Source organism: Luminiphilus sp. nBUS_16, from assembly GCF_051201645.1.
In the GTDB taxonomy this organism is placed as follows: Bacteria; Pseudomonadota; Gammaproteobacteria; order Pseudomonadales; family Halieaceae; genus Luminiphilus.
Window position 1 is genome coordinate 2,522,365 of the sequence record NZ_CP179205.1, and the last position, 26,856, is coordinate 2,549,220.

Annotated in this window: 24 protein-coding genes and 2 tRNA genes; 8 read left to right on the plus strand and 18 right to left on the minus strand. The window is 51.1% G+C overall.

Annotated elements, in window-relative coordinates; translation table 11 throughout:
* Positions 1-26 precede the first annotated feature (26 nt).
* Positions 27-1,943, plus strand: a complete 1,917-nt coding sequence (locus ACMAY6_RS11175; RefSeq protein ID WP_435211868.1) for a TIR domain-containing protein — start codon at positions 27-29, stop codon at positions 1,941-1,943.
* On the opposite strand, the gene ACMAY6_RS11180 is transcribed toward ACMAY6_RS11175, so the two are convergent.
* On the minus strand, positions 1,940-2,125 hold the full coding sequence (locus tag ACMAY6_RS11180; RefSeq protein ID WP_435211870.1) for a hypothetical protein: 186 nt from the start codon (positions 2,123-2,125) through the stop codon (positions 1,940-1,942). The genes ACMAY6_RS11175 and ACMAY6_RS11180 overlap by 4 nt on opposite strands.
* 103 nt (positions 2,126-2,228) lie before the next feature.
* On the opposite strand from ACMAY6_RS11180, the gene ACMAY6_RS11185 reads away from it, so the two are divergent.
* The 3 genes from ACMAY6_RS11185 to ACMAY6_RS11195 all read left to right on the plus strand — a co-directional run bounded on the left by ACMAY6_RS11185 (position 2,229) and on the right by ACMAY6_RS11195 (position 6,356).
* Complete coding sequence (locus ACMAY6_RS11185) at positions 2,229-3,350, plus strand: S53 family peptidase (protein ID WP_435211872.1); 1,122 nt, start codon at positions 2,229-2,231, stop codon at positions 3,348-3,350.
* A gap of 304 nt (positions 3,351-3,654) precedes the next feature.
* Entirely contained in the window at positions 3,655-4,350 is a 696-nt protein-coding gene (locus ACMAY6_RS11190; RefSeq protein WP_435211873.1) for a response regulator, read from the plus strand.
* Positions 4,347-6,356: an ATP-binding protein gene (locus ACMAY6_RS11195; protein WP_435211875.1), complete on the plus strand. Its 2,010-nt coding sequence runs from the start codon at positions 4,347-4,349 to the stop codon at positions 6,354-6,356. The genes ACMAY6_RS11190 and ACMAY6_RS11195 overlap by 4 nt, the downstream gene beginning before the upstream one ends.
* Positions 6,357-6,372: 16 nt before the next feature.
* Here ACMAY6_RS11195 and ACMAY6_RS11200 read toward each other — a convergent pair whose 3' ends face one another.
* The 3 genes from ACMAY6_RS11200 to uvrB all read right to left on the minus strand — a co-directional run bounded on the left by ACMAY6_RS11200 (position 6,373) and on the right by uvrB (position 10,635).
* Entirely contained in the window at positions 6,373-6,795 is a 423-nt protein-coding gene (locus ACMAY6_RS11200; protein WP_435211877.1) for an arsenate reductase ArsC, read from the minus strand.
* 154 nt (positions 6,796-6,949) lie between these two features.
* Entirely contained in the window at positions 6,950-8,476 is a 1,527-nt protein-coding gene (locus ACMAY6_RS11205; protein WP_435211879.1) for an arylsulfatase, read from the minus strand.
* 137 nt (positions 8,477-8,613) lie between these two features.
* Positions 8,614-10,635, minus strand: coding sequence for an excinuclease ABC subunit UvrB (gene uvrB / locus ACMAY6_RS11210; protein ID WP_435211881.1), 2,022 nt, complete (start codon positions 10,633-10,635; stop codon positions 8,614-8,616).
* A gap of 161 nt (positions 10,636-10,796) precedes the next feature.
* Between uvrB and ACMAY6_RS11215 the strand changes: the two genes are divergently transcribed.
* Positions 10,797-10,872, plus strand: a tRNA-Asn gene (locus ACMAY6_RS11215).
* Between the two features lie 438 nt (positions 10,873-11,310).
* Here ACMAY6_RS11215 and ACMAY6_RS11220 read toward each other — a convergent pair.
* Positions 11,311-11,384, minus strand: a tRNA-Gly gene (locus tag ACMAY6_RS11220).
* A gap of 125 nt (positions 11,385-11,509) precedes the next feature.
* Complete coding sequence (locus ACMAY6_RS11225; RefSeq protein WP_435211883.1) at positions 11,510-12,007, minus strand: hypothetical protein; 498 nt, start codon at positions 12,005-12,007, stop codon at positions 11,510-11,512.
* A gap of 377 nt (positions 12,008-12,384) precedes the next feature.
* On the opposite strand from ACMAY6_RS11225, the gene ACMAY6_RS11230 reads away from it, so the two are divergent.
* Together ACMAY6_RS11230 and ACMAY6_RS11235 are read left to right on the plus strand one after the other, a co-directional pair.
* Positions 12,385-12,912 carry a peroxiredoxin gene (locus tag ACMAY6_RS11230; protein WP_435211885.1) on the plus strand — a complete coding sequence of 176 codons (528 nt, stop codon included), beginning with the start codon at positions 12,385-12,387 and terminating at the stop codon, positions 12,910-12,912.
* Positions 12,913-13,121: 209 nt separating this feature from the next.
* Complete coding sequence (locus ACMAY6_RS11235) at positions 13,122-14,135, plus strand: hypothetical protein (RefSeq protein WP_435211886.1); 1,014 nt, start codon at positions 13,122-13,124, stop codon at positions 14,133-14,135.
* A gap of 54 nt (positions 14,136-14,189) precedes the next feature.
* Here the strand turns inward: ACMAY6_RS11235 and ACMAY6_RS11240 are convergent, their stop codons facing one another.
* Positions 14,190-15,329 (minus strand): acyltransferase family protein, encoded by a 1,140-nt coding sequence (locus tag ACMAY6_RS11240; RefSeq protein ID WP_435211888.1) that lies wholly within the window; start codon positions 15,327-15,329, stop codon positions 14,190-14,192.
* A gap of 104 nt (positions 15,330-15,433) precedes the next feature.
* Between ACMAY6_RS11240 and ACMAY6_RS11245 the strand changes: the two genes are divergently transcribed.
* On the plus strand, positions 15,434-16,354 hold the full coding sequence (locus ACMAY6_RS11245) for a glycosyltransferase family 2 protein (RefSeq protein ID WP_435211889.1): 921 nt from the start codon (positions 15,434-15,436) through the stop codon (positions 16,352-16,354).
* 197 nt (positions 16,355-16,551) lie between these two features.
* Here the strand turns inward: ACMAY6_RS11245 and ACMAY6_RS11250 are convergent, their stop codons facing one another.
* From ACMAY6_RS11250 to soxC, 11 genes are all read right to left on the minus strand, one after another.
* On the minus strand, positions 16,552-17,355 hold the full coding sequence (locus ACMAY6_RS11250) for a class I SAM-dependent methyltransferase (protein ID WP_435211890.1): 804 nt from the start codon (positions 17,353-17,355) through the stop codon (positions 16,552-16,554).
* Between the two features lie 5 nt (positions 17,356-17,360).
* A complete protein-coding gene (locus ACMAY6_RS11255; RefSeq protein WP_435211892.1) occupies positions 17,361-18,338 on the minus strand; it encodes a glycosyltransferase family 2 protein in 978 nt (325 codons plus the stop codon).
* Between the two features lie 50 nt (positions 18,339-18,388).
* Positions 18,389-19,087: a sulfotransferase gene (locus ACMAY6_RS11260; protein WP_435211894.1), complete on the minus strand. Its 699-nt coding sequence runs from the start codon at positions 19,085-19,087 to the stop codon at positions 18,389-18,391.
* A 657-nt stretch (positions 19,088-19,744) separates the two neighbouring features.
* Positions 19,745-20,482: a hypothetical protein gene (locus ACMAY6_RS11265; protein ID WP_435211896.1), complete on the minus strand. Its 738-nt coding sequence runs from the start codon at positions 20,480-20,482 to the stop codon at positions 19,745-19,747.
* 28 nt (positions 20,483-20,510) lie between these two features.
* Positions 20,511-22,190 (minus strand): thiosulfohydrolase SoxB, encoded by a 1,680-nt coding sequence (gene soxB / locus ACMAY6_RS11270; RefSeq protein ID WP_435211898.1) that lies wholly within the window; start codon positions 22,188-22,190, stop codon positions 20,511-20,513.
* A 51-nt stretch (positions 22,191-22,241) separates the two neighbouring features.
* The gene (gene soxX, locus ACMAY6_RS11275; RefSeq protein WP_435211900.1) at positions 22,242-22,838 is read right to left on the minus strand and encodes a sulfur oxidation c-type cytochrome SoxX; all 597 of its coding nucleotides are present in this window, start codon (positions 22,836-22,838) and stop codon (positions 22,242-22,244) included.
* A 3-nt stretch (positions 22,839-22,841) separates the two neighbouring features.
* Positions 22,842-23,648, minus strand: a complete 807-nt coding sequence (gene soxA / locus ACMAY6_RS11280) for a sulfur oxidation c-type cytochrome SoxA (RefSeq protein ID WP_435211902.1) — start codon at positions 23,646-23,648, stop codon at positions 22,842-22,844.
* Positions 23,649-23,666: 18 nt separating this feature from the next.
* Positions 23,667-23,978, minus strand: a complete 312-nt coding sequence (gene soxZ, locus ACMAY6_RS11285) for a thiosulfate oxidation carrier complex protein SoxZ (RefSeq protein WP_435211904.1) — start codon at positions 23,976-23,978, stop codon at positions 23,667-23,669.
* A gap of 11 nt (positions 23,979-23,989) precedes the next feature.
* A complete protein-coding gene (soxY, locus tag ACMAY6_RS11290) occupies positions 23,990-24,466 on the minus strand; it encodes a thiosulfate oxidation carrier protein SoxY (RefSeq protein WP_435211906.1) in 477 nt (158 codons plus the stop codon).
* A 14-nt stretch (positions 24,467-24,480) separates the two neighbouring features.
* Positions 24,481-25,503 carry a c-type cytochrome gene (locus ACMAY6_RS11295; RefSeq protein WP_435211908.1) on the minus strand — a complete coding sequence of 341 codons (1,023 nt, stop codon included), beginning with the start codon at positions 25,501-25,503 and terminating at the stop codon, positions 24,481-24,483.
* Positions 25,504-25,510: 7 nt separating this feature from the next.
* Entirely contained in the window at positions 25,511-26,845 is a 1,335-nt protein-coding gene (gene soxC / locus ACMAY6_RS11300; protein WP_435211910.1) for a sulfite dehydrogenase, read from the minus strand.
* Positions 26,846-26,856: the final 11 nt, after the last annotated feature.

Sequence of the window (26,856 nt, forward strand, 5' to 3'; positions counted from 1 at the left end):
ATGGACCCAACGGCGATGTACATGCGATGAGAAAGCCTGATTCCACGGTGACAGACGGTAGTGGCCCGTTTGCCTTCGTTTGCTACTCGCACCGAGATGCATCGACGGCTTATAAGGAAATTCAGCGATTTCAACGAGCGGGCATCAGGGTTTGGTACGACGAAGGTATTGGAGGCGGTGACGAGTGGGCTGACTCCGTGGCCACCGCTATTGCTGAAAGCACCGCGTTTATTTTCTTCGTGACTCAAAACTCTGCCCAGTCAGAGCACTGTAGACGAGAAATTAATTTTGCGCATAGCTGTGCCAAAGCGGTAACCCCCATTTATTTGGAACCTACCACCTTACCTGCGGGCCTGAAACTTAGTTTGAATAATCGACAGGCAATCATGAAGTATGAGCTGCCGGAAAATGATTATGAAAAAAAGATCGCATCACTCTCAGCCGCGAAGGAACTTAACTTAACAAACAGCTCGTCAAACGAACCTGCAGGAACAAGTCAGCCCACAGTGCGGATCAGTACTGCTCTACCAACCCCATCGAGCCGTCCCGGAATTGCAGTATTGCCGTTCAAAAACAGGTCGTCTGATGAGGACATAGATTTTATATGCGAGGGAATCGCGGACGAGATTATAACCTCAATGTCCGATGTTGAAGGGGTCAGGATAATTTCCAGCAGTTCTGCAAGCAAGGTGGATCAGCAGGCCATCGACATCAGAACAATAGGCTCACAGCTAAACGTGAAATATATTCTGGAAGGCAGCATACAAAGGTCATTACAACGCCTGAGAATTACCGCCAAGTTACCCAGCACTGAGGGCGATGAAATACTTTGGGCGGAGCGATGGGATTGCACAATCGATCAAATATTTGACGTGCAGGAAACAATTGCAATCAGTGTTTTAAAAGCGCTTAAAGTTCAACTCAGTACTGCGGAAAGCGCGCACCTAGTTGAGCGTCATATACCTGACATTCAAGCCTACGAATATTATTTACGTGCCAGACAGTTGTCCAAGACCTTTACCGAAGCCGCATTACAAGAAGCGCTGGACTACCTCAGGCAAGGCGAGGCAATTGTTGGCGAAAACGCCTACATTATTGCGGCGATGGGACAGATTTATTGGCAGTTTCACAATGCCGGCATAGATTCTGACTCGAATAATCTCGATGCCGCGGAGGATTGTGTCGCGAGGCTTTTTGACCTTGATCCCAACTCCGTCGATGGAAACAGACTCTCTGGATTACTCAAGGCCAAAACCCCGGACAGCATATTCGAAGCCGTAAAGCATTTAAGAGTCGCCCTAGAGGCTCACCCGAACGACCCAGAGACACTGCTGTGGTTATCGCTTATATTTGCCGCTGCCGGACAGATTACCGCTGCCAAGTCGCTTTCCAATCATTTACTGAACATTGATCCCTTGACTACCGTCAACCTCGTACTACCCGGCTTTATTAGCATGCTCGACGGCAATCTGACTCAAGCAACCGATGAACTTCTCTACAGCCATGAAATGAATCCTGGCAACCCAATAACAACGCTCGTATATGGCCAGTCCCTCGCCATGACGGGAAATAGTTCCGCTGCTATACCTGTGCTTCGCTCTCTCAAGACCCTGCTGCCTGACACTTTTTTTTCGCGACTTGGCGAGCTCTATGCTGCTAGTCTCGAAGGAGACTCAAAAACCGCACTGCGGCTGGCCTCAGATCAACTCAAATCAGAAGCGCAATCTGACTGGCAGTATTCTTGGACTCTTGCTCAATGCTTTGCGGTTACCGGTAACAGCGAAGAGGCTATTGACTGGCTAAACAACGCAGTTCGTCACGGGTGGATGAACTATCCACTCCTTAATGAGCATGACCCTCTGCTTGAGTCCCTTAGAGGCCATGAGAGATTTCACGCTCTCATGGCGGACGTAAAGGCAAGGTGGCTCGCCTTTGAAGTTTAGATGAAAGAGGCAGAAGCCTGCGCAGAGTCCTCATCAGGAACCTGATCTTTTACCTTTTTGAGTATTCTTGCCAACTCCTTGTGCTCGTCGTCGTCAAGGGCTTCGAGCGCAGCTTTTGCCGAGTCGGGCAAGTCTTCTTTCACAACGCCAGCTCTATGTAACTCAAAATGCTTATTCGACATCCGATGTCTTCCTTCTGTTATTGGCCAAATTATTTCTGTTTTTGCGTGCTGCATCACATATTATTGCAGGACAACTCGCGACGAATAAGGTAGGCCCAACAAAATGAAAAAGCAAGCTTTCCCTAAATGGTTGCCGAGAGAAGTTGCTGAACACTACGACTTCCCCCTGAACGAACTCGATGGCGGCAAGCAAAGCGTGGCGATTATTTCACTAGGGGGCAAACTGAATATTGATGAACTGCGCCAAAACTTCACTGACATGGGCGCCCCTATCCCATCACTCAAAATTTATGACGTAGACAGTGATAGCATTGGACATGAACAAAACAATTCCCCGACAACAGAGACCCACTTAGACCTCGAGGTCATTGGTAGCATCTGTCCTAACGCAGCCATTAACATCTATCGCGGAGCGAACAATGGTGGCCCGGGATTTGCGCAGGCGCTAGCCGCAGCAGTTGAAGCTAATAATTCAGTTATTTCCATCTCATGGGGAAGACCGGAATTAGATGGCGACGACACCTGCGCGCTAGAAGAAATTCTCCAAGTCGCAAGGAAGTTAAGTATCACGGTATGTGTCTCCGCTGGCGATGGGGGCTCCTCAGGGCACCGCGAAGGTCTGCATGCGATTCCAGCGCCCGACAATAAAGCTCATGTGGAATACCCTGCGTCCAGCCCCCATGTTCTTTCTTGTGGAGGCACACAGTTACTGGCTGATGGCGAGGGCTTTAAAGAAGTCGTTTGGAATAACAGTGACCCCATCTATAAAAGCAGCGCTACCGGAGGAGGCGTCAGCAGATTATTTCCCCGGCCTTCATGGCAAGACGCCCACGGGGTCGATATTACGTCAGTCAATTCAGGAGAATCGGGACGCACTGTGCCTGACGTATCAGCCATCGCGGCTGGAGGAGATTGGCTGATGTTTGAAAACTCAGTAAGCAAAATCGCGGGGGGCACCAGTGCCGTTGCTCCCCTCATGGCTTCTTTAGTGGTGCTCGCTAATCAAAAACGCGAGTTAATCGGAAAATCGAGGCTTGGATTCATCACAGATAAACTTTACGAAATAGCCACGGCTAAAAAAGGCTTTGTCAGCGTTACGCAAGGTCACAATAAGCCCACGCCCCACTATCCAGGTTATACAGCCCGTGCAGGGCACGACGCCTGCACTGGCCTAGGCTCACCACGGGCTCGTGAACTCATCAATGAGCTCGCTAAGCTCGCATAAAACCTTTTCCCGAGCCGAAAATAACATTGCGCGCTTTAGGCTCTACAAGTCTAGACTGCAACGTGACAACCCCCACCGAAAGGCGCAAAAACCCAGATTGATTTTCACTTCCAGTGACCAACTGAACATGAGAAGCGCTTCTCACATTGTGTAATGATGAGCGAACGGCCACTGAGCCACCCCAGGCTTAATTGATAATAAGAAGGTATGTTAGCCACTTGCCGCGTGGCTCTACTCAACCAAGCCTGAACCTTGAGAGCGGCGGCTACTAGCGTAGATACGATCGAGAACACTGAGGAAAACCATGAAGCAACGAGTGGCGTTGGTTGAAGATGAACTCGCACTGGCCGCCAGTTATCAAGAGTTTTTGCAACAAGCTGGATACAGCGTAGCCCTGTATGCATCTGCGGAAGACGCCATTGCCGGGATTAAAAATCTTCGACCCGATTTGATTCTTCTAGATATTGGGTTGGGGCACGATCCTGAGGCTGGCTTTGAGCTATGCCGCACTCTGCGAGCGAGTGACCCTCTCGTACCCATCGTATTTTTGACCGCTCGTAATGAAGAGGTTGATATCATTTCGGGACTGCGGCTAGGCGCTGACGACTACCTCACTAAGGATATTTCGCGGTCACACCTTCTTGCGAGAATCAACGGGCTTCTGCGGCGCGTGGTAGCTCTGAGAAATCCAGAAAATCGCGAGCAAGTTCTGAAACGGGGAGAACTCGAGCTGAACAGCGAACGCCTGACGACAACCTGGGGAAAATCACAGATTTCCCTTACCTACACCGAATTTTGGATGCTCTACGTCATGGCGAAAAATCCCGGGCACATCAAAAGTAGAGAACAGCTGATGGAGGCGGCCCGGGTCGTTTTAGATGACAGTACGGTTACCTCGCATATCCGCCGAATCCGGCGAAAATTTGAAACCGTTGACGACACATTTGATCACCTTGAGACCGCTTACGGCTTGGGTTACCGCTGGCGGGGCGATGTGTGAAGCTACGCCATCAACTTGTCGTTCTATCGCTGACGTTTTTCGCCATTCCTTGGGCGGGGTGTGAATTCCTCAGATCTAATGAGCAAACACTGAGCCTGCTGCAGGAGCAGTCACTCCAAGCCACAGGGCGGGCTATCGCTCACGGACTCTACAACGACAGCAGTTTACTTTATCCAGAGCCGCAAAGAGCCTCCGCCCCGTTTAACGATCGGTCACTGCAAATTCGCGCTCTACCCTCAACCCCAATTCTCGATGGCTACTTTGACGACTGGCCTGAAACTGACTGGCGACGATTTGGCACAGCGCGTCGGCCCCTGGACTTAGATCTCAGTAAGCGTGATGAACAGCTTTTCATTGCCGTAAAAGTCGTTGACGGCAGTAAAACCTACGATACCTCCTCGCCCGCTACAGAACCCAGTGGTGACCGCCTAGTCTTAGTGACTTGGCTGGGCAATCAGCGACAACGTTACGTCATCAGTACCGCCGCACCGGGCAAAGTTGGCGCGCGCCCTCTGAGTCGACAATTGATGTCGGCTCAATCCAGCGCAATCGCAGGCTTCTGGGTAGACACTAGCACTGGATACCAACTGGAATTAACGATGCCACTCGCCTTGACCGGCCAACGATTAGGTATCTATTACCTCGACGCAGATGAGGGTGGCATCAGCGTCAGGGGCAACGTGACTCCCCTCGATACCGATGCGCCACCCTGGCTTATCCATAGCACTGCCGAGCTAGATCAGTGGACAGACCGGTACAAAAATCGAGAAATTGGTGTGCAAATTTTAGATCGCTGGGGATGGCCCCTAGCGACAGTTGCAGCGGCAAAACAACCTCAACAGCCCACAACCTTTTGGCTCACCCCATGGCTATACCGCCAAATACTTGGCACACCAACCATACCCGCTACTCAACCAATGACAGACACGGGGCAAATTGTCAGCTCAAGCATCTCGGCGGCGCGGCGAGGACTTCAAGCGCATGAGACAGTTGTCACCGATGAGGGAATGACCACCCGCTTCAGCGCACCGATTAAGGGCCCAGAAGGTGTTATTGGTATTGTGGTGACTGAGAGCAGGAGGAATCACTATTTATCGGTCAGTGCACCCGCCTTCGAGGCCTTGTTAGTGGGTGGTACTGGCGCACTGATTTTATGTTACCTCACCGTGCTTATTTTTGCCATTGTGCTGAGTCAGCGGATCAGCCGACTGTCAAAGGCAACTCAAAATTTAACGGCCACTGACATGGCGCTTCCTCTCGATCGATTTGACGACGAACTCACACAGCTGACCAACGCCTTTAATGCCCAAATCTACAAGCAGCAAGAGCTACAGGCCTACCTAAAAGCCCTACCCCAAAGCCTCGCCCACGAAATTAGAACACCCCTCGCCATTATCCGGTCAGCCATTGCCTTGTTGACAGACGGTGAGCAATCGTTCCCTGAGCGTCAGCAAATCATCGCCAGAGCCGAGGACGGTATTGGTCGCCTGACTCAACTGCTTGCCACAATGAATGAGGCTAACCAACTTGAGCAAATTTTGGGGCAGGAGCCCCTCAAAACAACCGACATGAGCGCCCTAGTTGAAGAGCTGGCAGGGGCCTATAACATCACATTTCCAAAGTGGACTTTCGCAGTGCTTGCTGACGAAACTGCTCTCGTTACCAACATATCCCCCGATCTTATTGCGCAGGCACTAGACAAGCTGGTGGCCAATGCCACCTCATTCGCCCAGCCGGGAACCACGATTGCTATAAAACTGGGCCGTCGAGGGCTTTGGTGGCGATTAACCGTTATCAATCTCGGACCGCCACTTCCCGCTGACACCGACAAGCTTTTTGCCCCCATGGTCTCGCTGCGCGATCGGAATCAAAAAACTGAAGGCTCTCTCGGATTGGGTTTGTATATTGTGAGTTTGGTAGCTCGCCACCACCAAGGTGAACCCTGGGCACACAATCTAGACGATGGCACGGGCGTAGAAGTGGGCTTCACCGGTTTATTGACTTAACGCAACCTAGCGCTCATCAAGACTCGTCTGCCATGGCCAGCCAAACGGGCACTTGTGCTTCGATGGTTGCGATTACCGCTTTGAAGGCCATCGTAGCCTGCTGAGGGTCCGATAACTTAGAGGGATCCGGCAACGGCCAGTGCATTTTTTTCGCATCACCCAACCAAAGTGGGCACGCCTCTCCAGCAGCACTGTCACAAACGGTCACTACTAAGTTAGGTGGGTTTTCCTCGGCCTGCTCCCAACCTGCACTTTGAAGAGCCTCCACCGAATACCCGTGCTTACCTAATTGATAAAGCGTTTCAGGATAAATAACACCAGCAGGTTGGCTGCCCGCACTGCTCACTTTTAAAAATCCGTTACCCCTCGCCCTTGTAATAGCTTCACATAGAATACTGCGGCACCGGTTGTGTGTGCAGACGAATAAAATATGAAACATTGGACCACTCCTTTTTGCACAAAAAAAAGACCGCTCCTTGGAGCGGCCCTATTTTTAATTCATGACAATCACTGCCAACACATCAACCTATCAGGCGACCGCCAATGCGTGGCAGTAGCAGTCACTAGCAGTAATTACCCCGAAATCCAGCGCATTAGTTGGTTGCCGAGCGCTGCATATTCTCCAAAACCTGGTCGATGGAAAAGCTGGCGGGCTTTTGTCTGGGAGGGTACTCGACAAAAGTTGCCAAAAACTCTCCAACGTAGGTTTGGGCTGGCAACAGCAAGAACACATGCTGAAACCACCAGTCCTTGTAATGAATTGACTCGTGCTCGGCCTCTTCAAAAGGATCGGTGTACAAGTCGAAAATCTTGGGCACCCGCAACTGCACAAAAGGATCTGCCCATACATCGAAACTGTGGGCCCGCTGTTCAGCGAAAACTGCTTTCCAACGCTGGTAGCGCATCCCTACAAGATTGCCGTCATCGCTAAAATAGAAGAACTCAGAGCGAGGGCTTTCGTCTGTCTCGCCCCCCCAATATGGCAGCATATTGTAGCCATCGAGATGAACCTTGGTATTCCCCTCACCAAAGGCGCTGCCCTGGCTAACCTGTTCTTTTAAGTCAGTGTCACCCAGTGCCGCCGCAATAGTGGGAAACCAATCCATATGACTGATAATGCCGTTAGAGCGCGAGCCTGGCTCGATTAAACCGGGCCACTTAACCAACAGTGGTACCCGATATCCACCTTCCCAGTTGGTGTTTTTCTCTCCCCTGAAAGGCGCTGTACCACCATCGGGCCAGGTGAACTTTTCGGCGCCATTATCAGTGGTGTACATCACTACCGTATTGTCGGTGATGCCCAAATCATCAAGCTTATCGAGCATTTGGCCGATCATTCCGTCGTGCTCTACCATCCCGTCGGGGAATACACCAAGCCCAGTAACGCCCTCTGACTGGGGCTTTAGGCGGGTGTGCACGTGCATACGCGTCGTGTTGTACCAAAGAAAGAAAGGCTTATCGGCCTTTACTGCCCTTTCAAGAAAATCCAACGCGGCGGCGGTAACCTCTTCGTCAATAGTTTCCATGCGCTTTTTGGTCAGCGGACCGGTATCTTCAATACGTCCATCTGAGGAGGATTTTATGACACCTCGGGGGCCAAACTTCTCTCGAAATGCTGGGTCCTTCGGGTAGTCAGGATGCTCAGGTTCTTCCTCGGCGTTTAAGTGGTAGAGGTTGCCAATAAATTCGTCAAAGCCGTGGTTGGTAGGCAGGTGTTCATCGCGATCGCCGAGGTGGTTCTTCCCAAACTGGCCCGTCATATAACCTTTTGACTTCAGGTATTCCGCAATCGTGGGGTCACGCACATCCATACCTTCCGTAGCACCCGGAAGGCCAACCTTTAAAAGGCCCGTTCTAAATCCTGACTGTCCGGTTACAAACGCGGCGCGCCCTGCAGTACAGCTTTGCTCGCCATAGGCGTGTGTAAACAACATACCGTCTTTCGCAATTCGGTCGATATTGGGGGTTTCATAACCCATCATGCCCTGATTGTAGGCACTGACATTCCAATACCCGACATCGTCACCCCATAGCATCAAGAAGTTGGGTTTATCGGCAGCAGAAGTAGAAAAAGAAGTGAGAAGCAGTGCTGCACCGAGGCAGCGCTTTAGTAAGATCATAAAAGTCTCCATAACTTTATTGTTCGTCCTTAGCTTAGGGTACATTAGCGAAGCCTGACCTTCACTACTATTATTCGCCCCTTTTGCCGCGGCCATCCGTTGGCTCATTGGCCAACAGACACGGGTTCTCATTGCCGCTAACCCACAAAGGCGACTTGTTTGATTTCTGCCAACTGGTCGCGAATCCGCCCGGCCTCTTCAAACTCAAGATTTTTGGCATGCTCAAGCATTTGCCCTTCCAACTGGGCGATTTTTCGAGCCAGCGCTGCGGGCGTCAAATTGACCACTTCAGCGGCATAAGCCGCCTTTTCTTCGGCGGCGCGACGATCTTTAGCCGATCGGGCTTTCGTTGGCATGCGGCGCGCACCTTCCAAAATATCCTGCACGCTTTTCTCAATGCCCTTAGGCGTAATGCCGTTGGCTTCATTGAACTCTATCTGCTTGGTGCGCCTGCGCTGCGTTTCGTCCATGGCACGCTCCATGGACCCAGTGATTTTATCAGCGTAAAGAATGGCGCGACCGCGTAAGTGGCGTGCCGCTCGACCCATGGTTTGGATTAACGACCGATCTGACCTGAGGAACCCTTCTTTATCGGCATCAAGAATCGCAACCAGTGAGACTTCCGGCATATCCAAGCCTTCTCTCAATAGGTTGATGCCTACCAGCACGTCGAATTGACCCAAGCGTAAATCTCTAATGATTTCTACCCGCTCGACCGTATCAATATCCGAGTGTAGGTAGCGCACCCGAACATCGTGTTCACTCAAAAACTCCGTAAGGTCCTCGGCCATTCGCTTGGTGAGCGTTGTTACCAATACGCGATCACCGATGGCTACGGTCTCACGAATTTCCTTGAGTAAATCATCAACCTGAGTTCTAGCGGGTCTTACCTCCACCTCGGGGTCAACCAGCCCAGTGGGGCGCACAACCTGCTCTACAGTTCGGCCCGTGTGCTCAAGCTCATAGGCTCCTGGAGTTGCTGAGACGAAGACACCTTGTGGCCGCAGGTGCTCCCACTCTTCAAAACGTAGGGGACGATTGTCTAACGCCGAGGGCAAGCGGAAACCATACTCAACCAGCGTCTCCTTACGGGAGCGATCACCCTTATACATGCCGCCGATCTGCGGCACAGTCACGTGAGACTCATCAACCATAATGAGTGCATTACTGGGCAAGTACTCAAACAATGTCGGCGGCGGTTCACCCGGCGCCCTACCCGATAAGTAGCGTGAGTAGTTCTCGATCCCCTGACAAAACCCCAGTTCACGGATCATTTCTATGTCGTAGCGGGTGCGTTGCTGAATACGCTGAGCTTCGAGCAGCTTATCCGCTTCCTTAAATTGCTTAACGCGTTGCTCCAGCTCTTCCTCAATGAGGTCAATCGCCCCCATCATCGTATCTCGAGATGAAACGTAATGGGTTTTGGGAAATATGGTGACCCGAGGCAACTTATCGTGAATTTCCCCGGTCAAGGGGTCAAAGCTCGATATGTTTTCGATTTCCTCGTCAAAGAGTTCAATCCGGATAGCTAGCTCATCTGACTCTGCAGGAAAGATATCGATAATTTCCCCCCGCACACGGTAGGTGCCGCGCCGAAAATCAATATCGTTGCGGGTATATTGCAGCTCGGCCAGCTGCCGCAGAACCCCCCGCTGATCAATGATCTCCCCCCGTGACAGGTGCATGACCATTTTAAAGTACGACTCAGGGTCACCCAGACCGTAAATTGCCGAGACGGTTGCTACAACCAGGCAATCCTCACGCTCTAGCAGGGCTTTGGTAGCCGATAGTCGCATTTGCTCAATGTGATCGTTGACCTGCGCATCTTTCTCAATAAACGTGTCTGAGGACGGCACATAGGCTTCAGGCTGAAAGTAATCGTAATACGACACGAAGTACTCCACCGCATTGTTGGGGAAGAACTCCTTAAACTCGCCATAAAGCTGCGCAGCTAGGGTCTTGTTATGCGCCATAACAATCGTAGGTCGCTGCAGCTTTTCGATGACGTGCGCCATTGTAAAAGTCTTACCCGAACCGGTAACACCGAGCAAAATTTGCGAGGCTAGCCCTGCCTGAATACCCTCGGTCAGCTGCACAATCGCGGCCGGCTGGTCTCCTGCAGGCTCGAAGCTGGATGAAATCTCAAACAATTTTGACAAAAAACACCTCTTTAACCCTTCAAACCTTGCCGACACGGCAGAGTATGAATGATTTGCAGACTTTGCAGGAAAACCATTGACGACACATCCGTGACAGCCGTCGGGGTATTGACACTCCGCGGGCTGCTAATTACTATTCGCGCCTTCCTTACGGAAGCATTTCCGCCTTAGCTCAGTTGGTAGAGCAATTGACTGTTAATCAATGGGTCGCTGGTTCGAGCCCAGCAGGCGGAGCCATATAATACAGAGAGGATCAACGGCTTACGGCGTTGGTCCTTTTTTGTATCTGCAAGAGCGGCCACTTTAATGACAATTAAACAGCCGTTCTAAACCAAGTAACAATCTCGCATCCAGCTGCAGGTTTTATATCGGTATCGGCGGGTTAGGTGTTCCAGAATGCCGAAATCTGAGCTGAGTTTTCACGCTACCGCCTGCTCCTTTCTGCGAACGCATCAACCCTTAGATGCTAATAGGGTTCTGGCAACTTAGGTCTGTAAGGTGACGCTAAATTCAGTTGGCTTCATCAAGCTATCCCCTACTCCATTTATCGAACGCACCTATCATGAGGTCACAACCATGGTGAGTTCTGACCAGATGCCTATTGAGAATAAACAGAGTTGAGACCGCCTGATAGGCTCCCAAAAAAGTCGCCTGCGACGCTCGGTGCTTCTGAATTGGAGCGGGTGATGGGAATCGAACCCACGTCTAAAGCTTGGGAAGCTTTCGTTCTACCATTGAACTACACCCGCAAAAAGAAGCGCTGTGTTGCGGCCAGGTCGCGCCTGTCGAACATCAGGGCTATGTTAACCATAGGGCGCGGATTATCCGGCTGAGCAGATTCGGCGAGCGCAAGACCCGCCGTTATGAGAAACCGCTACTCCACTCGGCTAATGACCGCCCGATTCGACTCCATGGCACCACCATTCATGATGGTACTGCTAACCACCACAGAGCCACTGTCGACGTCGGCGAGGTTGTAGTTCATAGAAGCCACATAATTATGATGCTCGGCATGAAGCCCCGTATCAGCGGCTAAGGTGAGATCCACCGACCCGTCTGCGATCGAAGCGGTAAATTCAGGTTCAGTACCCAAAGAACAATAATGCGTGACTTTCAGTTGGCCGTCTTGCTCCGAGTAAGTCGTCAGCATTTCAACGCCGTCTTCAACCAGGGTTTCAACCATAGTGTTGCCGTCAGAGATCAAGCGAAACGTTGATCGTGTCTCAACAACTTCACCCGTAGAGCGCGTCAACATGCCCTCCCAGGAACCCTCCATTTGCTTCATTTGTCCAAACGCCGATTCATCTTCGGCAGATGCCAGTGCGGTTATTGAAGCTAAACCCACAATCAGTAATCGAATCATTATTTTCATTATTATTTTCCTTTTTCGGCACGGGTTTTTTTATTCGAGCCCTGAGCCTACCCAAGTCACCAAGCAATCACAAACAGCAGTCATCGGCAGCCTAATGGCGCTTAGTCAGGCGTCTATTAAATATTGAATGACAGCAGTGAGAGGCATGGCTTCTAGCGAAACCAGCGGCTTGCACACCTGCCCTCGCGTCAGCCAGCTATCTCAACAACCGTGCTGGCAATCACCCAGCCACTCATGCTGCCACCCATCCCGGCACTCATGAAGGCAAGCCAATCGCTTTTATCGATCTAATTTACTTAAAAAAGTTAGTTTTACGATCATGACTTTTTGATCATCCTTAGCGCCCTCGAAATTTATTAAGAAAAGGGAGTCCTTCAGTGAATCGATCAGTACCTAACACCTCATTCCAGACCCGCGTGCGAGATGAATCAATAGGCGGAGACAACCCCTTCCGCTGGGAAACAGTGTCGTCGGACGCTATTTTCAAAGGGCGGACAGTGGCTCTGTTTTCGCTGCCCGGCGCTTTCACACCGACCTGCTCCACCAGTCACTTGCCCCGTTATGAGGAACTTTGTGAGGAGTTTTATGCCGCCGGAGTAAACGAGATTGTTTGCCTATCGGTAAACGATGCTTTTGTTATGTACAAATGGGGGCGTGAGCAGGGCGCAGAGAAAGTGCGGCTGCTACCCGACGGCAACGGTGAGTTCACTCGAAAGATGGGCATGCTGGTCGACAAATCTAACCTTGGCTTTGGCATGCGCTCATGGCGCTACTCAATGTTGGTTCGCGATGGCGTCATTGAAAAGCTGTTCGAAGAGCCTGGCTTCGCTGACAATTTTGAAGAAGACCCATTTACTGTGTCTGATGCTGATACATTGCTTGAGTACCTGAAAACGGGCGAGTAACGGCTTCGTGCCATCGCAATAAGCAAAGGCAGTGCGAGCCCGAGCAAGACGTCCTGCTCGGGCTCGCGTCAACAACCCCCGGTCCAAAGGTGCCCGCTTATAAATAAGATTCAATCACTAACGGGTAAACCAGATACGCTTAACGTATGGTGGCTTGTGGCGGAATGAGCCGTTACTCTGATCACGTGTTTCAACCCTGGATAGCCACCATGTCGACAGGAGAGCTCGCAGAAAAATCACGCTATCGAAATGCGGTGATAGCGGCGCTGCTAGAGCGCGACGCAGCCAAAGACCTTAGGCGCATTAATCAACGTCTCTTGGACTATGCTCACCGAGAACCCATACAAACTCAGCGCGCCATTGATATCGAAGCACCTCGATACACCTTAACTGAAGGTCAACAAGTTCCAGAGGTGCATGCCTCGGAATTTGAAGTTAACCACCTGAGGGCTGCTATGGCCTCCCGAGGCTGCCTTATTGTAAGGGAGCTCTTTAACAGCACGACCATGACTGATTATTGCCGGGTCATTGATCTCGCAATGGAGCCTGCAAAACACAGCGATACGCAGGAGGAACATTCAGCACGCCTGGCTACGATCTTTTCTAATCCCCCCCCCCAATTGGCATCACGCCTACCAGAACCCAATTTGAGCTATGCCCGAAAGTTCCACCGTGACGGTGGCTCAGCCATGTGTGTCGAGTCTGCTAGTGTCAGCGAGCATTTACTCGAACTTTATAAGTCGGTGGGCATCAAACAACTCGTCACTGATTATCTAGGGGAAGCACCCTGCCTCTCTGCTTTAAAGTGGGTGTTGAGGCGCCCAACCTTACCGATCAATAGAAACGGCTGGCATCAGGACGGGGCGTTTATGGGCGAGGGCATCAACAGTCTAAATATGTGGATCGCTGCTAATCGTTGTGGTGGCGAGTCGGGAGCTCCGGGAATGGATTTACTGCCCCAGCGCCTCACAGAAATTCTAGGCGCAGGGGAAGGAGAAGCTGTTTTTGACTGGTCCGTGAGTGATGACGCGATGACAACATCGCAATCCAGCCATGAAATCACCACGCCGGTATTTGAAGCTGGGGACGCGTTATTTTTTGACCATTTTCTCTTACACCGAACGCAATACGGCGGCGACTTTATAAGGCCACGTTATGCCATCGAAACTTGGTTTTTTGGCTCAAAAAATTTTCCTAGCAATCAAATACCCTTAAGCTGGTAACCCGAAACAGGCTACAGCACCTGCCATATCCAAGCCAAAAAAGGCGCATTTTAGCTACACGGGCAACCGACGTTTCAAGTTTAGGCCAGGTAATTCGACGTATTTGTAGGTAAATAGCGACGCCAATAAACTTAGTGACAAAGCCGCGAACGTCAAAAGATAAAATGTTAGGGACTGAGAAAAGGCGGCGCCAAGCCGCTCTTTTGCGGGATACATTAGATAAAATAAAATAGGCACGTGCCAAAGGTACAGCGAGTAAGAAATTTTGCCTACTACAGCCAGTACTGGGTTGATCAACACTCCGTAAAAAAAAGGCTTGGTCAGTGTAAGCACTAGCACCACGATGCTCCAAAGTATCGCCTCATAAGTATGATGCTGGTGCCAATTGGACTCTGACCGCCACTCCCCCAGCGACACGCTGTGTTGCAACACCATGCCGTTAACGTATAAAGCAAGCAATATCGCTACAGCGCCTACCCCAGAAATCCAGTTAGCGCTCAACATTGGCACCTGTCTTGCACGCACAAAGATCCACGCTGAAAACATACCCAACAAAAATGCGGGTAGTCGGCCAAACAGCGACTTAGTAAGCAGGTAAGACCTGACTTTTTCATCCGAAGGATTATCGAGCACCTGAGATACATACGTAGCCGCCCAAAACACGAAAACTAATAAAAAAATCATCCGCCGCTTAGCCCCACCAGCAAGAAGCCATATTAATAGGGGAAGTAGTAGATAAAATTGAACCTCAGTAACCAGCGTCCACCAAACAACGCTAAACGGAAACACTTCAAAACCAACGACCTGAAAGGTAAACGCTTTAAATCCGGTGTCCCAAGAACCCGACCCAATACAGGCCGTCAACACGGCGAGGTAATACAGCGGCACAATCCGTAAAACCCGAGCCGCGTAATAATTCTTTAAGCTCGGCGTAGCGATATCGGGCGATTGCATGGCACGTAACCAAGGAATACTCAGCAGAAAGCCACTGATCACAAAAAAAAGCGTGACACCTGTCCTTCCGGCAGCGACATAGGAAAACCAAAGCGAAGGCTCTGATGCTGAGCTGCCTCCACTGATGCCCCAAGCATGGAAAAAGAAAACCAGTAAAATAGCCCATCCACGGAGCGCGTCAATTTGACGAAGGTAACCGCCACCTCTGATACCACTCTGCAATGAAAACCAGCGAAACATTCAACTCCTTGCCATTTTTAAAACTAACGGATTTCTTGTTCTTGGCTACACCGGATAAACTCACACGACGATTTAAACCGAAGCCTTTCTCAAGAGGTCACCCATTGAAATATAACGATAACCACCGACCTCTTACATTATCAGTCATCGTAATCGCCTACGACATGGCGAGAGAGATTCCGAGAACCCTTCAATCACTGTCGCGCACCTACCAGCAAGAGGCTGAAAACCTCGATTACGAAATCATTGTCGTTGATAACGGGTCTCCCAAGCCACTCGATGAGAATAGTTGGAGCCACATTGATGCGCCGGTAAGACTTTTACGCATTGACGACGCCAAGCCCTCTCCAGCGATTGCCATTAACCATGCCGCGGAGAACGCACGTGGCGAATGGCTTTGCCTCATGGTTGACGGAGCCCATTTAGTAACCCCCGGGGTTTTTAAATTTGCGTTAGCTGCAGGCCACGCCTTTGTCGAGGCGGTCGTCGCGGTCCGCTATTTTTTCTTGGGTCCTGATGAGCAAAACCACTCAATTGCGAAGGGCTACTGCCAAGCTGTAGAGGATAATCTGTTAAACTCAGTACAATGGCCAACCGAGGGCTACCGTTTGTTCGAAATTGGAGCTCCCTTTCGAGCCGGTGCGGCCAGCGCTAATTGGCTGCACAAAATGTTTGAGTCTAATTGCCTGTTCATGCGTCGCACTAAGTTTGAAGCGTTGGGGGGTGCCGACGAAGCTTTTGACTTACCGGGTGGCGGCTTTTTAAACCTCGACCTTTACAAGCGAGCCTGCGATAGCAAGGGCGCAACGCCAGTTCAATTGATCGGTGAAGGCAGTTTCCACCAGATACACGGTGGAACCACCACTAATGTCACCATGGAACAGCGGCAGAATCGCACCCAATCCTATCAAGAGCAGTACAATGCTCTTCGCAAAGACGCTGCGCTCACCTCGGACAAGCCCGTGATATATATGGGGCATCTTCCTACCGAAAAATCTCGAATTCATCGCTATTTCAAGGGCTAGAACCAAGACTTCATCTGTAGCGGCTGCAATCGATTACGGGTTATTTGTATGTCTGCGGAAGTTTCTAACTATCAGTTGATGCAAGGCGAAGTATGGTAATACGTTCTCTAAAAAAAGCGTGCGAACATCGGCCGTCCAGAAAAGCGGATTCTCAAAGTGTGAATGGTATTCATGAGAAAACGCGGCAAACGCCACGCTCAAGCCTCACCATTTATAACAGGCTCAGCGGCCTTGCCCTGCCCGCCTTTCGCTTTGTTACCAGCAGCCATCGCTTTAAATTTTGTCGCTTGCCGCCTTGCCTCAAGAAAGTGCGCAGCATGAACATATAACTGCCTTAATTTTTGCTGCTCGTCTTCTGTTCCAGAAAACAGCAGTTGGAGGAGCTGGTTATTTGTATCTGGGCCACCAGGTTTTCGCAGAACACCTAGGCCAAAACCATGATTGAATCGAAAGATATCTTGTTCCGATAGCAACAACTCATCAAAAAACTTCCAAGCCCCAAAATCTTTTATTCGGGCCATAACATCATGGAATAAAATAATGCCCCCTGGCCTTACCTTAGGGTACCAATTTGTAAAATCCTCCTTAACCGCTTCGTAGGTGTGCAGACCATCGATATGAAGCAAATCTATCGATCCATCACTAAAGTGCACCAATGCCTCGTTGAAATACGTACGCATCAAGTAAGCGATGCCACGGTAATGGTCTCGGGCATAAGTCGCGACGTCGTTGTATATCGAATCATCATATCCGTCGGTGTGGGCATCACCCTCCCAGCTATCAATGGCATAAGCAACACCATCAATATCGTGCTCCACCATGGCCTGGCAAAACGTAAAAAATGATAATCCGTTATAAACGCCCAACTCGACAACCATTTTGGGAGAGAGCGCCTCAACCAGGTCGTAAGCAAAGGGTAGATGATCAACCCAAGTACTGAATACCATTCGCTTGGGTTCAAAGCGCTGTAGCGACGCGGGGAAATAGACGCGAGGTTCCATTGAGCTCAACTTATCCTAGGCACAGAACGCAGGGGTTCACCCGCATCAGGCTGTGTGCTCGTTTGATCTGGCGCTTGGCTTGAACTCATTATAAAACGCATCAATTGCTTTGGTATTTCTCCTAAAAATATTGGCGTGGTTCGAGGGGGTTCGAAGGAACTACCGCGAAGCGCTCTGTATTGACTCTGAAATTGACCAATAAGAGACTCCCTCGCCCTCCGTTCTATACCACCTGTGGTGACACCGCCATGAAACTGGTGAAAGGTACCCTCACCCATGAGAAGGACATGATCGAAACCCGGCGCCTCACAGGCGCGCTTGTAAAAATCAAGATTAACTAAGCCGCCGCCCATATGATCAAAACCCTCATCAAGCCCTCCTAGATGGTCCCACAAAGACTTAGGAACACTGATGCAATTGCTCTCGCTGTGCTGCTTAAATAACCCAGCGGTACAAGATCCACTAAAACAGGCGATGTCAAAGAGGCTGTAGCCATTGCGCGGCCAATCGATAGACGCCAATAACTGAGACTCCTCAAGAACACCGTAGCCCTGCTCTACAGCACGTTGCTGTAACTGCCGCCCCAGATGGTAACCAGGAACACTCACCACGTAATTGTGATGCAAGCGGTGGCCGCGTAATATATTTTTGACGACACCCGGAGTCACCATTCGCGCACCATCGACTAAAAGCGCCACGTGGCTGCGGCGGCACAGCGCTGCACCGTAATTTGCCGCAAAAACAGGGGTGGGATTTGTTTCGTCGCGCAGGTGATAGCTGAAATTTTTCGGTAGTGATTGAACGAAATCGGCGGGCAAATTATTCAATGAGCGATTTTCCACAACGACGACATCATAGTCACTTTCAGTGACGCCCTGCTGGTAATGGCTCGTCAGTGAGTACAGCGTTTTTTTCGCCTGCTCTGGCATATTGTAGACAACAACAACCAAAGCCACCCCCGTGTTGCGCGACTGGCGACTCAATGTTCTCACCTTTCTTTTAAACCTATGAAACCAAGGTCTCAACATAAGTTTTACTCTGCCATTTCTTTTAATTTTTTTAGCAGCTCTAAAAAGCGTTGATCCAATTCGTAAGCCCTATCTCCAGACGCCGTTCGAAGACCCGCCTCATAAAACTCTTTTTTTGTACTTTCGTCGTAAAGACCAAACCCGGTGAGAATCTTTTTTAGTTTTTGCTTGAAAATTGATTCCTCATCATCGAAACACAGTACAGGAAAACGGTGGACACAGTAATGTTTCCAAAGCCGCTGGTTATACTGGTACCAAAGCTCCAACCCGGCCTCAATAGGCATGCCACTGCGATTGTTCAGGGACTGCGCAACGTCCATCGGATTACGATAAATACCGATGAAACGAAGCTCTGGGAGCGCGTGGATCCATCCGTCAAGGGTGAGCAAGGTTCTAGGGTCTTTGAAACCAAAGCATTTTGGTGATGCTGCTGGTGTCACAAGCCGGCGTGCTTCCTTAAGCTGATCAGCCGACCACCGTACCAAATGGCTCGGCTGATCCCAGGCTGCGGCATTCGCAGCCAGCACCGAGTCGTTAAGATCTACGATCGCCTGATTTTCTCGATTCCCCTTAATGTTGTGGGGATTCCATGTGTGACGCTCACCCAAATTCACACCCGCTTCTTCAAGTGACCCCGTCAGGCAACTCGTGCCTGATCGGTGCATGCCTAAGATACAGATGATAGGGGGTGTCGACTCCAACATGCTTTAAAAAACCTCGTCAGTTGGTTAGCAGCTGCCCTACCAAAATACGCCTGATCCTTGCCAGCGCAAATCATTTCCGGACAATTTTTTTGCTAAATTGACCCACAAGTAACCCAGCGGCTCAGAGAACCAAAAATCATTGACGAGACTAAAATTAGATAGATTGGGCGAACACAGCGAACAGGTAATTCGGAAAGTACTTAAACGTAACTAGGGAATAACGAGAGTGGGCATTAGATTGACTGAACTACTGGCAATCACAACCCCTGCCATTAACCAGATTTTTCGTGACAAAACCGCCTTTGACCTAAAGCATGCATAGCCACAGCTAAAGAGCCGCCTGACTTTACCAATACTACAGGGGCCCACCTACCCTATGGTTTTTATTCGAGGACTGAGCATTTAAGGCGGCTTTGTCGACACCGCTGAGGGTCCTGACTGTAGGAGGCTGTTAGAGCCGGATAATACACAGTATGGAATGCGCAACAGCAGCGCCGGCCAAGTCGCGAGATGTGCTCACACACGAAAGCTACACTTTATAAATTTTCCCACAGCTATTTTCTTGCCACTAATTGTCCTTTGTGAAGCCACCTTGGCAATCGGCTGGAAGGTTATTTCAGTGGAAGTAAGAAATCGGCGCAGGGTTGGACCAGCACATCAAACCAGCGCTTCCAATAATGATAGATCATGAGTCAAAGCCAAAAGGTTACTTTCATGGCTCTCCTCGCCAGCCAGAGAACCACAAAGATTCCAAAGGCATGTCTTGGGCCGGCGACTTTCTCTCACTGCATCGATCGCCGGCCCGCCTCCGCGCACTAGTTCACTGGCAAGCATTGGGCTCAACGCCCCCGCCTCAGGACAAAGGGGGAAATCTGCCAGAGAGTGCAGCGCCTTCAAAAGCTTGGGGCCTATCATTTGCGGCGAAATCGCTGCCGAATCAGCACGTTCAATAATCGAATGCGCAACCTGATGCAGAAAAGGTAAGACGGTGTTGTCAGCCGAAAAAAGCATAAAGGCATTGTGAGGTTGCTTAAATATTTTCAGTCGTCCTCGGCTGTCAGTATCCAGCCAGTACTCCTCACCAAAACAAACTGATGCCTCTGTATTGGGAGCCCATGACGCATCGACAACTAAGGTATCGGCATCCAACCACACTGCAGTGCCACCCTCTGACTCAAGGTGATCCTTAAGCAAACTTAAACGCGCAAGATCGGCAATAATCGGTGTGCGTCCTGCCAGCTTATTCCGCAGGGCGCTAGGCACGCGGTCAAAAAGTTCATCGCCAAAAAAATGGTACCGGTAACCCTGTCGGGCACACCACTCCCGAACGGAGCTCAGGCATCGCGACTGCCAAAGCGGCTGCTGTGCCGGTGCCGACTGAAATATCGTAATCACAGGCACTCACATGCACTGGACTGCATTTTCAATCGACGTACCCTAAGTTGTCGACCAAGCCCCTTACCTCAGGTTGCTCTACGGAAAGATTACCGACGACTTTTTGGGAACGAAGCCAGCGAGCCACCACATCCCAAATGGGTTCTCCCTCAACGCGCCGCACCGAAGCCCAGCCCGCCACTTTATAGAACTTTGAAGCGTCAACCGGTTGATCTTTAAAGCGCAGATTACCAATGCGTTCTCCAGCCGCCGCGGATGGTGCAATGCTGTATTGAAGCCCCCCCACGCGCACCATGTCTCCCCCTTGCTGATAATAGGGATCGGGGTTGAAAAGATTGTCGGCGACATCCTCCAAAACGTACTTTAGGCGTTCTCCGCTCATTTCATTCACTGTGACAGCAGGATAGGTAATGGCCACTTGAGCCATAAGGTCTTCCATCGTGATATCTGATCCGGGTAGCAATGTGGTACCCCAGCGAAAGCCCGGAGAAAACGCAATGTCGGCATCCAGCTCATCCCGCAAAGCGTTACAGATGAGCTGATCAAAGCTGCCGTTAAAATTACCCCGCCGATAGAGTAAGTCGTCTGTGGTGGCTAAAACTTCACCTAATTTTTCAGCGTAAGGCGCGCGGATATCATTGATCAAGGCAGACATTTCTGGATCCGGCGTCAGCATATTAGAAAATACTGGCAGCAACTGGTAGGACCAGTTCCTGATACGGCCGCCACGCACATCAAAATCTAGAACGCCCAAAAATTTCCCGTTGGATCCCGCATTGGTCACTAGCGTCATGCCTGCCGGATTTTTTACCTCCAACGCCCGTGGAATCGCATCGTGAGTGTGGCCCCCGAGAATGGCATCGAGTCCGGAAACCCGTGAGGCAAGCTTTATATCTGTGTCTGCGCCATTGTGAGACAGCAAAACGACAACCTGTGCCCCTTCACGGCGGACTTCATTAATTTTCTCTTGCAACTCGCGCTCGCGAATACCAAAGCTCAACCCCTCCATGAGATACGCCGGATTAGCGACCGGCGTATAAGGGAAGGCCTGTCCGATAATAGCAACGGGGACACCGTTCAACTCGCGTATGACATGGCTAGGAAAAACGGGGTCGCCAAATTCTTTATCGCGAATATTTTGTGCCAAAAACGCCGTGCGCCCCGCCAAATCATTATTCACAATCGACTGCACACGCTCGGTTCCAAGTGTAAATTCCCAGTGCCCGGTCATAATGTCAATGCCGAGAAGTTTAGAGGCGTCGACCATATCTTGCCCCTGAGTCCACAGCGCCGTGGCTGATCCCTGCCAAAGATCCCCACCGTCGAGAAGCAATGCATTCGAGCGGCTAGATTTGAGCTGCTTGACCAAGGTCGCCAAATGGGCAAAGCCACCAACCTGCCCAAATTCAAGTGCAGCCGCGGTGTAATCAAGGTGCGTGTAAGCGTGGGCTTGACGGGTGCCTGATGCAATCTGATAGCGTTCCAACAAAGCCTTTCCCACAAGGTGCGGGCTGCGATTATGCGCACTGTGAACGCCAATATTCGCCTGTGGCTCACGATAGTGAACCGGCGTGAGCTGTGCGTGAGCATCTGTCATATGTAACAGATGAACATTGCCAGTCGGCGCAATATCGTAGGGATTAGCTGTGGCCGCTCGAGCTGACACACCGGGCAGTGCTAAGCCAGCCGCCGCACCCAATGCCAGCATTTTTCCAAATTCACGCCGTTCGATGACGGCTTCCTTTTATTGGCCGTCCCGTCACGGCTGCGAGCGATTCACTGGCGACGTTGGATCAAAGAGAAAAGCCATAACGTCCTGTAACTGCTGCGGCGTTAGTATGCCAGCGGCACCAAATCTTGGCATGTGGGAACAGACGTTATACGCGTGGGTGTTCCAAAGTTTGGTCCAAGTGTACTTCAGCATGGCAGCACTTTGCCCTCTAGCACCATAGCCGCTTAACGATGGCCCCAAAGTACCGTATGCCGCCTCAGCAGGATCGAGTTGATGGCAGGCATAACAATTACCACCATTAGCCGCGTTGGGGTCGTCGGAATACTGAAGCCCCTTGCCGTTTATGGCGACTTTTTCACCCCGCTGCCAATCACCCAAATAATCCCCCCCCGGTGGGCTAGGAACCCCCTCAAGTGCTGCTTCTCTCAACTCCGCTGCACGAGCCTCATCAACCTTCGCCGAGCGCGGTTTGCTGCAAAACGCCTGAAGCTCATCTTGTTTCAGTCGCTCGACGGTGACAAAGTTTTTGTCGACCATTGAATCCAGCAACACGTCATAGACCTCGTCAGCGTAAAGAGGGCTAGAAAACATAACGGCAAATAGTAGAGTGATTGCTTTCATCATGAGTTACCGCTTCAGCCCTGGCGCTGTCATAGAGGCCCCGGCGCCATTAACGGCGAGATAGGTCTGCAGTGCTACCGAGGCCTCAGATCCCATTGTCAATTCAGGCATTCGTTGCTGGCGCATACAGTCCCGCATACGCCACCCCATAGTGCGAACAATACCTTGAGAGATACGGTAGGCCGGCCAGGTGCTATAGGCTGCAGCTGCGCCCTCATGCGTGGTCAGATTTGGCAGGGCTTGCAACCGTATGCGGCGCCCGGCCTGCTCATGGCAAGTGGCACAAGAAAAATCATGAGTGCCTGCCCGATAATAGAAAAGGGTTTCACCCAAGGCGTAAGCTGATTTCTCCTGAGCATGAGCCTGACCCGGTGCGATTGCGAGACCACTAGATTGATCGGCAATCCATGCAACCAGCGCTTCAAGCTGAGTACCCAGGTCACCTCGCAGCGAGTAGGGTTTCGCGCTAACCTCATCGGGGGCAAGACCCTGCAGTTGGATCATGCAATGCTCAAGGCGCGCCTCAATGTCCTGAACCCGATCGACGTCCGCAAAATACCTCGGCAATTGCGCATAGGCACCTTCCACCACGCCAGGCCCAAGACCAAGATCACACTGTTCTAAAGAGGCAGACTTGGGACCTGCGGGGGCATACCAAATTTCCTCGCCATCAAAAATTACGAAGATCGCTGGATTATCATCGCCCAACATATCGCGATACTCGTCAAAAATACCTTCTCCCTGTGACAGAAGTGTTGCAGACCAAAGCCCTATGACGATGGCAAAAATAATCTTGATAAACCTGTTATTCATAATTGCCCGCTCAGCTAATCAACGAATCGTCGTCTCACCAGTACCGGTTGCACCTTGGTTATCACGCCAGATCACTTTGACCACATCACCTTGGGTGCCGCCTTTAAACCGGACACCCAGAAACGGATTCGCCGACACGGCAGCGCCCCAATAAGCCTGCATGACGACGGTATCACCATGGACGACCTGAACATCCTCAATGAAATTTGCAGGAATCGACGCACCCGTCTGATCCTTGCGCATGCCGGTTTCCATGGGGTGGCGCATCAATGCCTTAACCTCACAGTAGTCGCCTTTAAGTTGAGCGCGAATTCTAATCCTACTGGCCATCGTATTTCTCCTTAGCCGCCGCAGCCACCCAAAGTAACTTTGGTTTCTCTTTGCATCATATAGAGCTCACCCTCCGCCTCCGCGACGGCATAGAGATTACCCGTTTGCGCCACCTTTACCCGAGTTTCTGCATAAGGCTGGGTATTGGGCGGAACTTGAAAAACGGCAGCAACCGGATTCGGGTTCTTCTCTACAATGACATACAGTTTGCTGACTCCAGGCAACACGGATGCATCAACCTCAATCCTAATGGGCACGACTGCGCCATTTTCTGCAATATCAGGTGCCGAAAAAATAATTCCTTCACTGATTGTTGGGACACCGCCAAGTGCCTCAAAGGTAGCGTCAAGGGTTGTCGTCTGAAAAACAGATTCCGGTCGCAATGCTGCCGACCAAAGTTTTTGCGGTAAGGCAGCAGCAACTAACAGCGCGCCACTCACTCTAATTAAGCCTCGCCGTGTTAATCCCAAAGGGTCTAAATTACCCATAGATGTCAACTCCTTTACTTGTTTAGTTGCCCTGAGGCTAGCCAAAGTGCCAGTGTCTCCACGACAGTATCATCCAACTTCGTCATCGCAGGCATCGGCATCGAGCCCCATACGCCCTGCCCTCCCTGCTTGATTTTGTTGGCCAAATAGATCGCGGCATCCTGCCCCGCATAACGGTCTCGAATTTCAGAGAATCCGGGACCCACCAACGCTTTATTCATCTGATGGCAAGCCGTACAGCCACTAACCGATAAAAGGTCATCAGGTCGTTGATCTAACGTGTCACTCGGCGTTGACTGGGATTCCGACCGCTGTGCTGCAGGTGCGGTCTGCACGCCGGGAAAGGGGCCATAATCACGCATTTGATCTCTAAGGTTGCCGTGAGCATTCATTGCATAATCTGGAAGAGATGACGTAACCGTCGTATTGACCGCACAGTTGGTTGTGCACGCCGAGCCAACCACGTCGGGAACGCCGTTAACCGACCAAAGGCCGTGGTCCTCAGTCATACCATTGCGGTTTGGCATTAAGGCTTGAACATCTCTTATATTTTTATCAGACAGCACAAAGTCTTCATCGACAATATAAGCAAGATTAAGCAGGTAGGCGACCAATGCGTACACCTCATCAACAGCCAATGACTTCGGTGCAGTCCAGGGCATTGCTCGATTGATGTAATCCCAAACCGTAGACAAGGTCGCCACCTTCATGAAAGTGGTCCTGACAACGGCAGGGTCTGTTAGCGCAGCCACACGCCCTGTCTGAATATCGTTCTCGGTAATGTTGCCCAAGACAATAGGCGAGAAAATTTCATTAGAGTCGCCAAAATCGCCGTGGCAACTTGCGCATTGATCTAGCCACAGCACCTCACCTTGCTCTACCGAGCCGGCACCTACGGGCAAACCTGTAAAATCAGGGCGCACATCGATGTCCCAGGCACTGAGTTCCGCAGTGGTTGCGGTTCTTCCTAGCGCATTAAGAGCCAATAAATAGTCGCCGGCAAAGGCGTTACTACCCAAAAAAATCAGGCCGATCATCCATGACCTAGCCCACCTGAACATTATCGACCTCACCTGAAGGACTTACCCGCCACGTCTGAATGGCATTGTTGTGATAAATCGAACGAGTGCCTCGCTGGGCCACCAATGCGGCACGTTGTGGCTGTATGTAACCCGTATCGTCGTGGACTCGGCTTTGCAGAAATGCCGGCTCGCCCCGCCAAACCCAGTCAAAATTAAATCGCGTCAGCATTTTTGTGGATACCTGCCCCTCTAACCTCGCCTCCTGCCAATTGCGCCCGCCATCGACAGAAACCTCTACTTTGCGCACGGAGCCCCGACCCGACCAGGCCAAACCCGTAATGCAGTAATAACCTTGGCTGAGCAGCTTCTGACCCGCAGAAGGCGCCGTGATAACCGACTTAGCCTCTTGTATGGCGGTGTACTGGCGCAACTGGCCATTGGGCATAAGATCGACGTAATGACTGGCCTCATCCTTGGTGGCATAGGGTTTGTTGCCAACCTCTAAACGGCGCAACCACTTCACCCAAGAAACACCCTGTACACCCGGCACTACTAGCCTTAGTGGGTAGCCCTGCTCAGGTCGCAGCATTTCGCCATTTTGGCCGTAGGCCACAATCGCGTCTTCGAGTGCCTCGGCAAGATTAATGGTTCGCGTCATCCCGGAACCATCGGCACCCTCTGCTAACAAATAATTAGCGTTCTGGTCGTAGCCCGCACGCTCGAGTAATAAAGACAGCGGCACGCCGGTCCACTCAGAGCCTGACAACATACCGTGGGTGTATTGCACGGTGGGCACAGCTGAGTTACCCCACTCTAATGCTGTATTCGCACCACATTCCAAGAAGTGCATGCGCGACACACTGGGCATACGCAGTAGGTCTTCAACGGTAAATACCAGGGGTTCTTTCACCAGCCCGTTAACCATCAGTCGGTGACGTCGAGGGTCGATATCGACCCAACCTTGATGGTGCCGCTCAAAGTGCAGCCCACTGGGAGTGATGCACCCAAAAAGATTTTGCAAAGGTGTGAAAGCCACGCTCGCTTGATCAGTTTGCGTAAGGCCAGGGCTTTGTCGGCGAATGTTGTTGGCTTCGAAAATCGATGGCTGGCCATAGGGGTTTGTCGCTACGGCTTTACCAAGACTGCGGCTCCATTCGGGCACCTCGATAATGTTGGGGTCATCGGCAATCGCAAGCCTGGAGACCCCGGCCAATGCACCCGCAAAAGCACCCCGTAAAAGCTGTCTGCGCTGGGTATCGACACCTTTTTGTGACACCTCAGATATCAGCTCATCAGACAGGAATGACTCTGGTGCCGGCCTCAACCGACCCTCCTGATGACTGGCGTGTGTTGGCATTTGCCCCACCC

Excerpts from the sequence above, each read along its gene's own strand:
- ACMAY6_RS11185 (WP_435211872.1), top strand. The coding sequence starts at position 2,229 with ATGAAAAAGCAAGCTTTCCCTAAATGGTTGCCGAGAGAAGTTGCTGAA.
- ACMAY6_RS11205 (WP_435211879.1), bottom strand. The coding sequence starts at position 8,476 with ATGATCTTACTAAAGCGCTGCCTCGGTGCAGCACTGCTTCTCACTTCT.
- ACMAY6_RS11250 (WP_435211890.1), bottom strand. The coding sequence starts at position 17,355 with ATGGAACCTCGCGTCTATTTCCCCGCGTCGCTACAGCGCTTTGAACCC.
- soxB (WP_435211898.1), bottom strand. The coding sequence starts at position 22,190 with ATGCTGGCATTGGGTGCGGCGGCTGGCTTAGCACTGCCCGGTGTGTCA.
- soxC (WP_435211910.1), bottom strand. The coding sequence starts at position 26,845 with ATGCCAACACACGCCAGTCATCAGGAGGGTCGGTTGAGGCCGGCACCA.
- ACMAY6_RS11225 (WP_435211883.1), bottom strand. The coding sequence starts at position 12,007 with ATGAAAATAATGATTCGATTACTGATTGTGGGTTTAGCTTCAATAACC.
- ACMAY6_RS11200 (WP_435211877.1), bottom strand. The coding sequence starts at position 6,795 with ATGTTTCATATTTTATTCGTCTGCACACACAACCGGTGCCGCAGTATT.
- soxZ (WP_435211904.1), bottom strand. The coding sequence starts at position 23,978 with ATGGCCAGTAGGATTAGAATTCGCGCTCAACTTAAAGGCGACTACTGT.
- soxY (WP_435211906.1), bottom strand. The coding sequence starts at position 24,466 with ATGGGTAATTTAGACCCTTTGGGATTAACACGGCGAGGCTTAATTAGA.
- ACMAY6_RS11190 (WP_435211873.1), top strand. The coding sequence starts at position 3,655 with ATGAAGCAACGAGTGGCGTTGGTTGAAGATGAACTCGCACTGGCCGCC.
- ACMAY6_RS11260 (WP_435211894.1), bottom strand. The coding sequence starts at position 19,087 with ATGTTGGAGTCGACACCCCCTATCATCTGTATCTTAGGCATGCACCGA.
- soxX (WP_435211900.1), bottom strand. The coding sequence starts at position 22,838 with ATGATGAAAGCAATCACTCTACTATTTGCCGTTATGTTTTCTAGCCCT.
- ACMAY6_RS11175 (WP_435211868.1), top strand. The coding sequence starts at position 27 with ATGAGAAAGCCTGATTCCACGGTGACAGACGGTAGTGGCCCGTTTGCC.
- ACMAY6_RS11295 (WP_435211908.1), bottom strand. The coding sequence starts at position 25,503 with ATGATCGGCCTGATTTTTTTGGGTAGTAACGCCTTTGCCGGCGACTAT.
- ACMAY6_RS11235 (WP_435211886.1), top strand. The coding sequence starts at position 13,122 with ATGTCGACAGGAGAGCTCGCAGAAAAATCACGCTATCGAAATGCGGTG.
- ACMAY6_RS11180 (WP_435211870.1), bottom strand. The coding sequence starts at position 2,125 with ATGTCGAATAAGCATTTTGAGTTACATAGAGCTGGCGTTGTGAAAGAA.
- soxA (WP_435211902.1), bottom strand. The coding sequence starts at position 23,648 with ATGAATAACAGGTTTATCAAGATTATTTTTGCCATCGTCATAGGGCTT.
- ACMAY6_RS11240 (WP_435211888.1), bottom strand. The coding sequence starts at position 15,329 with ATGTTTCGCTGGTTTTCATTGCAGAGTGGTATCAGAGGTGGCGGTTAC.